At 37.2% G+C, this 12769-nt stretch carries 8 protein-coding genes; 3 read left to right on the top strand and 5 right to left on the bottom strand.

The features are described 5' to 3' along the window. Positions 1–193: 193 nt before the first annotated feature. The 3 genes from treC to AB3I12_RS03640 form a co-directional block, all read right to left on the bottom strand. The gene (gene treC / locus AB3I12_RS03650) at positions 194–1822 is read right to left on the bottom strand and encodes an alpha,alpha-phosphotrehalase (protein WP_063626497.1); all 1629 of its coding nucleotides are present in this window, start codon (positions 1820–1822) and stop codon (positions 194–196) included. Positions 1823–2091: 269 nt separating this feature from the next. Continuing rightward, complete coding sequence (locus tag AB3I12_RS03645) at positions 2092–4803, bottom strand: ABC transporter permease (RefSeq protein ID WP_063626496.1); 2712 nt, start codon at positions 4801–4803, stop codon at positions 2092–2094. A 9-nt stretch (positions 4804–4812) separates the two neighbouring features. Next, on the bottom strand, positions 4813–5514 hold the full coding sequence (locus AB3I12_RS03640) for an ABC transporter ATP-binding protein (protein ID WP_010720230.1): 702 nt from the start codon (positions 5512–5514) through the stop codon (positions 4813–4815). 163 nt (positions 5515–5677) lie between these two features. Between AB3I12_RS03640 and AB3I12_RS03635 the strand changes: the two genes are divergently transcribed. The 3 genes from AB3I12_RS03635 to AB3I12_RS03625 all read left to right on the top strand — a co-directional run bounded on the left by AB3I12_RS03635 (position 5678) and on the right by AB3I12_RS03625 (position 9819). After that, complete coding sequence (locus tag AB3I12_RS03635; protein ID WP_063626495.1) at positions 5678–6283, top strand: cysteine hydrolase; 606 nt, start codon at positions 5678–5680, stop codon at positions 6281–6283. Positions 6284–6367: 84 nt separating this feature from the next. Further along, positions 6368–7393, top strand: a complete 1026-nt coding sequence (locus AB3I12_RS03630; protein WP_010720232.1) for a ribose utilization transcriptional repressor RbsR — start codon at positions 6368–6370, stop codon at positions 7391–7393. Between the two features lie 320 nt (positions 7394–7713). Next, positions 7714–9819: a glucosaminidase domain-containing protein gene (locus AB3I12_RS03625; protein WP_063626494.1), complete on the top strand. Its 2106-nt coding sequence runs from the start codon at positions 7714–7716 to the stop codon at positions 9817–9819. Between the two features lie 372 nt (positions 9820–10191). Here AB3I12_RS03625 and AB3I12_RS03620 read toward each other — a convergent pair whose 3' ends face one another. Together AB3I12_RS03620 and AB3I12_RS03615 are read right to left on the bottom strand one after the other, a co-directional pair. Then, positions 10192–12000: an FtsX-like permease family protein gene (locus AB3I12_RS03620; RefSeq protein WP_063626493.1), complete on the bottom strand. Its 1809-nt coding sequence runs from the start codon at positions 11998–12000 to the stop codon at positions 10192–10194. A gap of 14 nt (positions 12001–12014) precedes the next feature. Further along, positions 12015–12767 (bottom strand): ABC transporter ATP-binding protein, encoded by a 753-nt coding sequence (locus AB3I12_RS03615; protein ID WP_010720235.1) that lies wholly within the window; start codon positions 12765–12767, stop codon positions 12015–12017. Between the last annotated feature and the right edge of the window lie 2 nt (positions 12768–12769).

The raw sequence follows: 12769 nt of genomic DNA, 5'->3' as shown, positions 1-12769 counted from the left end.
AATACAATTTTCTTTCGAAATATCTCGTGTAAAATTTTATCTACAACCGATTCATCGTTTTTTTCAAAACAGTTGCTCATAAGGACATCAGTAATTTGTCAAACTCATGAAAGTTTTTTTACTTTAGAGACAAAGATCATGCTCAGTTACTATCGGCTCATCGTTTACCAATTTTTTGCTCTTGATCTTTTATTTACTGGATCAACAGTGCGATCGCTTGATAAGGCCTTAGGGTCACTTCCTCTTGGATAAGAGTATTGGCATAATTGCTGATAAGCGGTTGGGCACTAACAAATTCTTCTGGGATCGTTATGGTCGTTTCATTTTCGTAAAAATTAGTTAAAACCAATAATTTTTGTCCGTCTAATTGTCTTAAATAACCGTATACTTGAGGATGATCGGGTTCATAAGCTTGATAGTCCCCTGATGCAATTACAGGATATTGTTTTCGCAATTGAATCAATTTTTTGTAGTATGCGAAAATCGATTGTTCAGATGTACGTTCTTGTTCTACATTGATGACCTCATGATTTGCTGCTAAACCTAACCAAGGTGTTCCTGTGGTAAAGCCAGCTGTTTCATCGCTTGTCCATTGCATCGGTGTCCGAGCGTTATCTCTGGATTTCGCCTTGATTCGCCGAAAAGCTTCTTCTTCCGAGAAGGATTGGTTCAGCATTTCTTGGTAAGCATTTAAACTTTCTACATCGACGTAATCATCGATATGCTGAAAGTCTGGATCGATCATCCCAATTTCTTCCCCCATATAAATATAAGGCGTCCCACGATTCAAATGGATCATCGTCGCTAACATTTTAGCCCCTTCTGTGCGGTATTTATCAATTGCTACAAAGCGGTTGAGGGCTCTTGGCTGGTCGTGGTTATTTAAGAACAACGCATTCCAGCCATTTCCTTTACTCATCGCTTCGCCCCATGTATGGAACAGACTTTTTAAAGCTTCAAAATCAAAAGGTGGCGTACTCCATTTGTTTCCATTTTCGTAATCAACCTTCAAATGATGAAAATTGAACACCATCGAAAGCTCATTCCGACTTGGTTCCGTATACAAAATACAATTTTCAATCGTCGTTGAACTCATTTCTCCAACTGTGATGATTTCTGGATCTTGACCAAATGTTTCCCGATTCAATCGTTGAAGATACGTATGAGTAATCGGCTTGTCAGTATATTCTGCTTTTCCTTGGTTCTCTGCATTATTTTTGAGTTCTTCATCTTTCCCGATCACGTTGATCACATCAAAGCGAAAGCCTTTGACCCCTTTAGACATCCAAAAACGAACAACTTTGAACAACTCTGCTTGAACTGCTTCATTTCGCCAATTTAAATCTGCTTGTGTTTGATCATAGAGATGTAAATAATACTTACCCGTATCTCCAAAAGGCGCCCATGCATTACCACCAAATTTAGATACCCAATCGGTTGGCTCATCTCTTAGAATAAAAAAATCTTGGTAAAAACGATCGCCAGCTAAAGCTTTTTGAAACCATTCGTGTTCTATTGAGACATGGTTTAAAACCATATCAAGCATAATCTCTATATTATAGCTCTTTGCTTGTGTGACTAGTTCTTCAAATTCTTCCATCGTTCCAAATAGTGGATCAATCGCTACATAATCAGAAATATCATAGCCATTATCTTTTTGTGGACTCGGATAAATGGGGTTCAACCAAATCATATCGACCCCTAGTTCATGCAGATAAGGTAATTTTTCTTTGATCCCTTTTAAATCGCCAATCCCGTCACCATTACTATCACGATAAGATTTAGGATAAATTTGATAAACTACTTTCTCATTAAACGACATCCTCATTCGCCTCCAATCAGCTATTTCCCTAACTTATATATACAAGTTTACAAATCCTATTATAAAGGAAAAGGAAGCGTTTATCAAGGACAGAGCTAAGTCCTCTAATAGGAAGACCTCACCCATTATAAACTGTCGCACATCAAACAAATTGGCATAACAAAACCTGCGTATTATTTTCCCTATACCAAATTTTCTTTTCATCAACCAGTTACCTAATAAAAAAACTTCTTGCAAAAGTCTACTCAACTTTTAGCAAGAAGCTTTTTTTATTCGTTTGATTTCAAAGCATCAATCATATTGATGTGTTTTAGTTTGAAGTGGGTCACCACCATGACGATAACTGTAAAGACAATAGTCAAAACAGCAGAAAGAGCATATGCTTTCCAAGTGATCACTAATGGGAAGATCACCGTCTCCATTGAAGCCTGTTGTAAAATAAAGTCAGTTAGGACGTAGCCGATGCCAAATCCACCTACAATACCAACTAAAGTAAAAATAATATTCTCCCGCACAATATACATCGTTACTTCTTTATCAAAAAAGCCTAGTACTTTGATCGTTGATAATTCCCGCACTCGTTCAGAAATATTGATATTGGTTAAATTATACAACACGATAAACGCTAACAGCCCTGATAAAACGACAAAAATCACAACGATTGAATCGAGGTTCGCAAGTGATTCTTCTTGGGTTTCCATTTGTTTCGAAACAAAAGACGTATTTGTTACTGCATTGGTTCCCAATAGCTTTTCTGACAAAGCATTCTCTTGTTTTTTAGACATTGGGTCAGCTTGAACTAAATAAGCATTTGTAGAAGCTTCGTTTCCTGATACTTTTTGATAATAGGCAGGGCTCATATAAACAAAGTTTCCTAAATAGTTTTGAGCAATGGCTTTCACCGTAACCGATAACTCTTTTTGGTCATCCGTGTACAATGAAAGGCGGTTTCCTTCAGATACATCAAACAGTTCGGCAGCTTTTTGTGTGAGGACGATTCCTGAATCATTCAACTCCATGTTACGTCCTTTTAATGAGATCAAGTGAATAAACGGTGATAGACCTTTTGACGTTTCCGGTATGATCATCGTAACGCTTTGAGTCGCTTGTCCTTGTTGCCGAAGCTCGATCGTTTGCATGTTTACTGCTAGCAAATCAGTAATTTTCGGATCGGATTCTAACTGTTCCTTTGCTTTTGTTTCACTGTTTTCTGTTTCTCCATCTAAAGTGACAATTGCTTGGTAATTCGTAATTGGGCCAAATTGTTTATCAGAAACAGAGCTTAAAGAGTCTTTCAATCCTACGCCTGCTACCATTAAACCAGCACAACCAGCAATCCCAACGATTGCCATAAACATTCTGGATTTATAACGGAACAGATTTCGATAACTGATTTTCTGATTAAAGCTTAATCTTGACCACAGTGGTGTGATATATTCCAATAATATTCTTTTGCCTGGTTTTGGCGCTTTGGGTTGTAATAAAGCTGCCGGTCTTTCTCTTAAATCTTTGAATAAGACAATCATCGCTGCACCAAATGCAGCGATAAAAAACGCCACTGCCGCTTGTAAAATCGGAGACCAATCATAAAAAATGACTGCTGATCCGATATCATAGCGTTCATTCGATAGTTCAAAAATAATTCTTGGTAATAGATTGGTTCCTAAGACGGTTCCTAAAATAATTCCTAGACCAGAAGCTAAACTTGCATAAATAGCATATTTTTTTGCAATTTCAAATTTAGTATAGCCTAATGCTTTCAACGTACCGATTTCTCGTCGGTTTTCTTCGACCATCCGTGTCATCGTCGTAAAAGTGATCAATGCTGCAATAAAGAAGAAGAAAACAGGAAAAACATTAGCAATGGCTGCGATCCGTTCAGCTAAATCACCAAATTCTTGAAAGCCCACATTATCTGAACGCTCTTGGAAACGATAGGTTGGTTTTTCCAAACGATTGATCTTTTCTTCATTTTCGGTAATTTGGGCCTGTGCATCATTCAGTTTTTCTTGTTGTTCAGCGACTTGCTTTTCTTGCTCAGCTAGCTGTGCTTCTTGCGTAGCTAGTTCATTAGTTGCTACTGTTCGTTGTACTTCAGGCAATTGTTCGATCATTGAACGTTGTTGCTCTAGTTGGGATCTGGCAGCTGCCAATTGACTTTGTGCCAGACTAATTTGTTCTTGACCAGCACTCACCTTTTCTTTTTCTGGTTGTAAAGACTCCTTAGCTTGTTCCCTTAGTTCAGTTAAACGTGCAGCTGGTCGATCTTGAAAAAGTTTCTCCACGCTTTTTTGGTTTTGTGCCATTTTGTCCCGATATTCTTTACTATAAGTATCAAAGGATGAAACATTTTTAAACGTTAAGTAAATAACCGATTGAATGTCTGTGTTAAATTCTGTTTCAGGTAAATAAACAAAATAATCGATTGTGCCGTTCCCGACATTGGCAAAACCACGTTCTAAATTATTGATGAAAAGTGGCGATCGTACAAATCCAACAATTTGATAGTCTTTCTTTTTCACGTTGTCAGAATCGATCGTATACGTTTCGCCTATTTTATAGCCTAGACTTTTTGCTTTTTCATCTAGTACGAGTTCGTCTTTATTCTTTGGTAAATGCCCATCTACTACTTCTAAAAGGTTTTGTTTATTTGATTTTTTATAAGAAAAAACTTGCACAACTTCGTTTTTACTTGAGCTGGAATAATAAAATTGTTTTCCCGTTTCCAGTTGTGCATCAGGGATTTTTTCGGCTCTAGTTACGTCTTGTTCCGTTAAACCACCAGTTGAAATGATTTGTAAATCCGATAGATTGCCTTTTTCAACATAGTGATCCATCGTTTTTTGCATAACCGGCCCCGCCGTTTTAACGCCTACGAATAACAAGGTCCCTAGCAAAATGATCAATACAATGGCAATAAATCTGCCTTTCGATCGTTTGATTTCTCTAGCACTTGCTTTAAGATATGTTTTTGTTTTCATAGCCCCTCCTTACCACACAATCTCATCAATGGTTGAAGGATGATCGTTTGTTTCAATCGAACGGACTTTCGCATCGTTGATATGGATGACACGATCAGCAATCGGTGCTAAGGCAGAATTATGAGTAATGATCAACACCGTATTTCCATGTTCTCTACTCGCATTTTGTAATAACTTCAACACCTGTTTCCCTGTTTCAAAATCCAACGCACCTGTTGGTTCATCACATAGAAGTAATTTCGGATTTTTTGCTAATGCTCGAGCAATGGAAACACGCTGCTGTTCTCCTCCTGAAAGCTGTGAAGGAAAATTGTCCAGCCGATGTGCCAGACCTACTTGTGTCAATACCTCCACTGGATCTAACGCATCTGGTGAAACTTCTGTTGCCAACTCGACATTTTCTTTTGCTGTTAAATTCGGTACCAAATTATAAAATTGAAATACAAATCCGACATCTGTTCGACGATAGGCGGTCAATTGTTTATCGTTGAACTGAGCGATGTCTGTCTGATCAATGATGATTTGCCCTTCATCTGGCTTATCCATCCCGCCTAATATATTAAGAACTGTTGACTTCCCTGCACCACTTGGACCAAGTATAATGACTAGTTCTCCTTTTTTGATCGCAAATGAAATATTATCATTTGCGGTAATCGTTGTTTCTCCCATTTTGTACCGTTTACATTCGTTGATTACTTCTACATAGCTCATCCTTCTTCTCTCATCTCCATCTCTTTACGAATAAAGTCACTACTTTTTATTTTACCATTGAAATGAATCAGACTAAAGATTTGATAGACGATTCATTGACAAATACAGAAATTATGTTTTACTTACATGGAAAACGATCTATTTATTGAAAGAAGGAAAACCCATGACTACTACAAAATCACCTATTCCACTCGAATTAGCAAAAACAGCTTTTTTACCGATCGATCTCCAAAAAGGAATTGTGAATTCTGGGCAATTATTCCCTTATGATGCAACCACCATCCTCTCAAACAATCAACTGATTGCTGAGCAGTTAAAGCATACAACTGCTTGGAATATACTAGTCAATGTCGATATTACCAGCTTTCAGTATTTGAGTGCTAAAAATGACCGAGCACAAGCAGGTGCTTTTTATACCCCCCCTAAAGAATTTACTGATTTATTACTTGAACCTACCACCAAAGGAACACAAAACACACTCACGATCACTAAACATAATCCAAGTGCTTTTTTTGGAACGTCTTTAGATGCCCAACTTCGTCGAAGAAAGATCGATACGCTCATTCTTTCAGGTGTAGCAACTTCAAACGGTGTCTATGCCACCGCTTTAGATGCTTTTCAACATGGTTACCATGTTATTGTTATCGAAGATGGTTGTAGTGATCGAGATCTAGAACTTCATACGCTCTTTTTTGAAAAAATGTTTCCAAAAACAGCACGAGTGCGTACAACCAAAGAAATCCTTCAAGCAATCGAAGAAGCCAGATAGAGGAACCAAACACGCCTTGTTTTTCATTTACATTGCTGGTTTTCCATGGGAAAATAAAGGTAACCGTTAGATAGGAGTATCAGAATGAAGAAAAAGAAAATAACGATTAAAGACGTGGCAAAACATTCTGGTGTTTCCATTGCCACTGTTTCATTGATTTTAAATGGTAATGAAGAAAAATTCAGCGCTAAAACAGTTGAAAAAGTGCTTGCTTCAAAAGACATTCTCGGCTATCAACCTGACTATGTCGCTCGCCAAATGATTACGAAAGAAACAAAAACGATTGGTGTCCTCGTGCCGGATATCACCAACCCTTTTTTTAATACGCTAATGCGTGGAATTGAAGATGTGTTATACAAACAAAACTTCGTGACGATTTTATGTAACGCTGATTCTGACCATCAAAAAGAAATTGAGTATTTAGCCGAATTAGCACGACGAGGCGTCGATGGGTTTATCATAGCTACTTCCGCTGTTTCGACTACAGCAATCAATGAAAATCTCAAGAAACAAAATCGACCTTTTATTGTGTTGGATCAAAAAAAGGCTGAAGGATTTAGTGATGCGATCAGCACAGATGATTTTCGTGGAGGATACTTGGCTGGTACACACTTACTTCATTTAGGTCACCAATCCATTGCGCTCGTTTATCCACAAAATCCCCCTGAAAACGTCTATCGTAGGATCGAGGGTTTTAAACATGCACTAGATTTTTATCAGCTCTCGCACGACAATTTATTGTTACTACCTACTCATTTTTCTAAAAATGGTGGGTACCAGGTCGTTCCAACGATTCTTAATTCCTCTGCGACCGCAATCTTTGCCTTAAACGACGAGCTCGCTTTTGGTATTTATCGTGGGTTGGAAGAACATGGAAAGAAAATCCCCGAAGATTATAGTGTGATTGGATACGATAATGTGGATATGTGTGAATATGTCAAACCAAAATTAACGACGATCGCTCAACCAATTTTTGAATTAGGTCAATCTGCTGCTCAATTATTATTAGCCCGTATCCAGTCGCCTGAAAAAGAATGGAGCGAAAAATTATTACCAGTAGAATTGAAAAAAAGAGCTTCAACTAAGCGTGTAAGTAGCATTTGTGAATAAATTATGAAGAAAAAAATAAAACATGATGAAGTATTTTTGTGTTTTATTTTTTTTGTTTTTTACGGTCGTTATTTTTACAAATATTTTGTAGAAATCTATCTCCTTTGGTACAATTTAAGTAGTATGACCATTTCCCCCAAATTTGTTCTCCCCCAACAAATTAATGGCATGCAGAATAATTAAAATGTTAAAGCGAAGCGACTTATTAGAAAAAAGAATCGTAGCTTATTAATCAAAAAAATCAGATCTTTGTTATGTATTAACAACAGTTGCATGAGCATAGAGACTCGTCACAAGCAAAAAGAAAAGGAGTACCGCATATGAACAAAAATAAAGCAATACGCCTACTTGCTGCATCTTGGCTGATTGCTCCAACGATTTTATCGACTCAAGCTGTTTTTGCAACAGAAAACCAACCAACAACTACAAGTAGCTCACTTGTTTCGGGAAGTGATTCTGTAACTTCAACAGCATCAAGTACAGACACAACTGAATCGTCCACCACAGATTCATCAGCTACAACTGGCTCAACGGATGAATCATCAACCACTGATTCATCAACGACTGAAACAGGTGAATCAACTGAGAAACCTGCGGAAGAAGTTGCGACACATACACTGACAGTTAATCCCGAATTACTGGGGAAAATTAAGCTGTCTGTTATCAGTAGCGCCCCTCGAGAAGAAAAAGAGTTGACCATCCAACCTAATGGCACGGTCAGTGGGTTGAAAGAAGGAACGAAAGTGTTCTATGAAATCACCCCTCCTAAAGGTGAAAAATTACTTTCTTTCCAAGTAAATGGTGCCCAAGAAGTGAATTATCAAAAAAGATTCTTTGTCGTTGGTGTAATGGATCTATCATTGACTGCTTCATTCAACACACCAACTGTTCCATCTGAAGACTCTTCTACTCAGGATACGACTAATTCAGCTGGAAATACTCAAGATTCTTCTCAAACGACAAAACCTAATGATACAACGAAACCTAGCACAGACAAAAATAAACCAACTGATAGTTCAAAAGAACAATCGAAACCGTCAACGTCAACCAGTAACGATTCAGTTGTTTCAGCGAATACCAATAATTCTTCCAATCACCAAACAAATGACAAAAATAAAGGTCAACAGTCAGGAATTGAAAATCCTGTAGACGGGTCCTCCGATTTTGTCAGCAAAACACCGATTGAAACAACTTTACCAACAAACACGACAGCAGTTCAAAAAGAAATCGTGAAAGAAGCCTATAAATATTTAGGCAGACCCTACGTTTGGGGAGCAAAAGGACCAAGTACATTTGACTGTTCGGGTTTAGCTTATTATGTTTACATGAAAGCCACTGGTCATTATATCGGTGGATGGACAGGTGAACAACAATACGCTGGAACACAGATTCCAGTAGATCAAGCACAACCAGGTGACTTAGTATTCTGGGGACCTTCCTCAGGTGTCACTCACCACGTTGGGATTTATATTGGTAATGGACAATTTATTCATGCCCCTCAACCAGGTGACAAAGTTCGGATTACTTCAATTGCTGATTTCAGACCAGATTTTGCAGTACGTGTCAATATCGCAGGTCTACCAAGCGTGACTGACCAACTGAAAAACCAGTCGATTTTAGATGGTTTAAATGATTCATTCAACTTTACAAAAAATCAAACAACGGATCAGTTTTTGAAAAAAATTGCTACAAGCGCGCAAGAAATTGGTCAAAAAGAAGGCATTTACGCTTCTGTTATGATGGCTCAAGCGATTTTAGAAAGTGGTTCTGGCAATAGTTTGTTGGCAAGTGAACCAAACTATAATCTGTTTGGCATAAAAGGAACTTATGAAGGAAAAAGTGTTTTGTTCAATACTTTGGAACAAGACAGCAACGGTGCAAATTACCAAATCCATGCAACCTTCCGTAAATACCCTTCTTATAAAGAAAGCTTAGAAGACTATGCGAAATTGATCAAAGGCGGGTTGTCCAATAACAAAGATTTCTACAAACCAACTTGGAAATCTGAAGCCAAAAGTTATAAAGAGGCAACGAAGTATCTGGAAGGCCGCTATGCTACAGATAAACAATACGCCAAAAAATTGAATGCGATCATTGAATCGTATGATTTAACTAAATACGATGAACCGAAAAAAGAAGATAATAAAGAAACCAAAGTTAAAAATGTTTCAAAACCTTTGGTAGTACCTGTGTCTTGGGATAAGAATGAGATGTCGCTAGTTGATGTAGACACTTGGTCTTTAAAAACAATTACGAAAAAACCAGAATATCTTTCTACAATGAAAACACCAAATTACTGGGAATTGTACTTGCAACTATCTGCCAGAGAAATTCCAAAAACGACTGTCATTAAAGTCAAAGCCGATACCATTCCTTTATTGAAAAACTTAGCGATCATCCATCCATCGTGGAGTAGATTAACTTAAAAAAAGCTATGACAGAAGTGTCTAGCTCTGAAAACAAGCCGGAGAAGAGGTTGAGACAAGTTTTGTCTCAGTCTCTTCTCCGGCTTATTCATGTTTAGAGTGAACGTGTGATGTCTCAGATGTTTCTTGTTTTAGCGTACACAAAAAGCACACAACCTTGTAAGATTCAAGTAACGAACAAAAATCAAAGGAGTGTGCCTTTTGTTAAACTATTGGATCGTCCATCAAACCACTTCAGTAACCCATATGGAACAATTTATTCCAGAAGCTGATATTACCTAGTCAATACCTCAGATGAACCAATGCTTCTTTTTCGTCTCTTTAACAAGTGCTATCGATGAAACCAACCAATTTCACCTATTTAGAGTATTTTTATTTCTCTCTTTTCAAAACAATACTTGTATATAACCAAACAGTCAATACATAGTAAATAAAGTACATGACAAAGAAAATTCCGAACGGTATCAACACATCACGATATGGATCATTCATTAAAAATTCAAATAGTCTTAAACCAAATAAGACATGGATCGCTCCTAAAATACCAGGCGCTAAGAATAAAACACCAATTTCTCGTCGAATCGATTGTCTTAATAAGCCACGAGTCGCGCCGATTTTTTCTAACATCGTATATCGACCAATATCGCTCTTACTACCTGAAAGAATCTTAAACATCAAGCAACTTGCTAACATCGCTAAGAACGCAATTCCTAGGAAGAAGCCCATAAATTCCATCCCTGAGAAAATACCATTCACTTGTTGATACATTTCATATTTTTGTCCACTCATGGCTTGGTAATCTTTCAACTCTGGATTGACTTGATTATTTTCTTTCACTAATGTTTCGATACCTGGTAAACTTGCTTCAAAATCTTTGACTGTAATTAATTGTAACGTTGTTTCTGGCAACGCTAATTGATCGAATTCACTCGCACGAACTAATTTTATTCCCTTCGCTTGTTGCGTAGGTAATTCGTTTTGTCTTAATGTCTCTTGCAACTCACTTGATTTTGCGATTTCTTCACCAGTTGCTGTCTTTACTTTGTTATCCGCAAAAGTGTTCCCACTATATGCAATATATCTAAGCGGCTCTTTTTCCCATTCATCATAATTGTAATAAACGTATTGTTCATCTTCTTTTTGAGCATAGATGTTATTTGACGTTGGATTTAATTCTCTGACTTTTCCTTGGTCAATCTTTTGTGCATTGTTTAGAACTAAATCATAAGCGTTTGATGAATTGGTCAATGCGGAGATTTGATTTCTGAATCCTAAACCAACCGTTAACGCTCCTAAAGCTAAAGCAAATAAGATCGCTACCATTGAAAGCATTTGCGTATAGTCACGAATCCTAAAGCTTAATTGTGATAAGGTAAAGTTGTTCAACTTTTTCAATGAAATACCTTCTGATTTTTTCAGTAAAGACAAGAAGAAAATAATCACTGAATGGAAAATGAAATAGGTTCCCAGACAAATCGTTACGAGGGAAATCCCTAAACCAGACAATCCAATACGTGCAATTTCTGATAGAACGTAATAACCAACGCCTAATAAAACAACCCCTAATACAACTTCAAGTAAAAATAAAAATTTATTTTGTTTCATTCGTGTTGGTGTAGCTTCCGCACGAATCAATGTAAGAATTGGCTTTTTCACAATTGAAAAAGCATTGGTGATTGCTGCTAATAAAAACAAAACAGCAAAAAAGAAAAGAGTGATCAGAATACCCTTTACACTAAATGGTGTAAAATGTGTAATTGAAATGTTTAATTGTTCAACGAGTATTCGTTCCACAATACTTGTTAGCCCTACACCAATCGCAGAGCCAACGACGGTCGCCGTTGCACCCACAACAAATGTTTCGGTAAAAATCATTTGTGCAATTTTTCTGCCCTTAGCCCCTAACATCATAAACATTGCATAATCTTTCTGACGCATCGCCATTAAAAATGAATTAGCATAAAGGATGTATACAAAAGTAATGATTGCTAATAATACCGAGCCAAAATGAAAAATTAAAACAGTTGATCCAACGGTAGAATTACTTTCTAAAAACGCTTCATTGCTTGCGATTGACTCGAACATATAAAAAATAGCTGAAGTCATAACCAAACCTGAAAATAATACAATATAATCTCTTAAACGCCCTTTAATCCCAGTAAGCGATAATTTCCAAAGCATGTTTTTTCCTCCCCTTACTGTTCTAGATTTCCTAAGATCGTTAGAATATGACGATAAAACTCATCACGGCTTTGCTCGCCACGTTTGACTTCTTCGTGGATACCGCCATCTTTGATAAATAAGATTCGTTCACAGTAGCTGGCAGAAAACGGATCATGTGTTACTAATAGAATTGAAACATCATCTTTTTGATTCAATTCTTTCATCGTATCTAGCAAATCACGCGCACTCTTAGAATCTAAAGCTCCAGTCGGTTCATCACCTAATAAGATCGTTGGTTGTGTAACCAAGGCACGAGCTGCTGCTACCCGTTGTTTTTGACCACCTGAAATTTCAGAAGGATAACTTCCCATGATATGAGAAATCGATAAACGTTCTGCTACTGCTTTGACCCGTCGCTTGATTTCTTTAGGTTTAACACCTTGTAAGGAAAGTGGTACTGCAATGTTTTCTTGTGCAGTTAAGTTTTCTAGTAAATTAAAATCTTGGAAAATAAAGCCAATCTCTTTCGCACGAAAGTCTGCTAATTGGTTTCCCTTTAACTTCGTTACATCGTTTTGATTGATTCGGATATTTCCGTCTGTGGGTTTGTCTAATGTAGATAAAATATTTAACAACGTTGATTTACCAGATCCAGAAGCCCCCATGATTCCGATAAATTCTCCTTTTTCTACTGTAAAGCTAATCCCACTTAAGGCTTGTGTCTTCTTCTCATTATTCTTACCGTAGATTTTTGTTACATTTTGAACCTCAACAATTTTTTCCATTT

The organism is Enterococcus sp. C65, from assembly GCF_040887165.1.
Taxonomy (GTDB): Bacteria; Bacillota; Bacilli; order Lactobacillales; family Enterococcaceae; genus Enterococcus_B; species Enterococcus_B hirae.
This window is presented reverse-complemented; position numbering and strand designations above follow the sequence as displayed.

Excerpts from the sequence above, each read along its gene's own strand:
- treC (WP_063626497.1), bottom strand. The coding sequence starts at position 1,822 with ATGTCGTTTAATGAGAAAGTAGTTTATCAAATTTATCCTAAATCTTAT.
- AB3I12_RS03645 (WP_063626496.1), bottom strand. The coding sequence starts at position 4,803 with ATGAAAACAAAAACATATCTTAAAGCAAGTGCTAGAGAAATCAAACGA.
- AB3I12_RS03640 (WP_010720230.1), bottom strand. The coding sequence starts at position 5,514 with ATGAGCTATGTAGAAGTAATCAACGAATGTAAACGGTACAAAATGGGA.
- AB3I12_RS03635 (WP_063626495.1), top strand. The coding sequence starts at position 5,678 with ATGACTACTACAAAATCACCTATTCCACTCGAATTAGCAAAAACAGCT.
- AB3I12_RS03630 (WP_010720232.1), top strand. The coding sequence starts at position 6,368 with ATGAAGAAAAAGAAAATAACGATTAAAGACGTGGCAAAACATTCTGGT.
- AB3I12_RS03625 (WP_063626494.1), top strand. The coding sequence starts at position 7,714 with ATGAACAAAAATAAAGCAATACGCCTACTTGCTGCATCTTGGCTGATT.
- AB3I12_RS03620 (WP_063626493.1), bottom strand. The coding sequence starts at position 12,000 with ATGCTTTGGAAATTATCGCTTACTGGGATTAAAGGGCGTTTAAGAGAT.
- AB3I12_RS03615 (WP_010720235.1), bottom strand. The coding sequence starts at position 12,767 with ATGGAAAAAATTGTTGAGGTTCAAAATGTAACAAAAATCTACGGTAAG.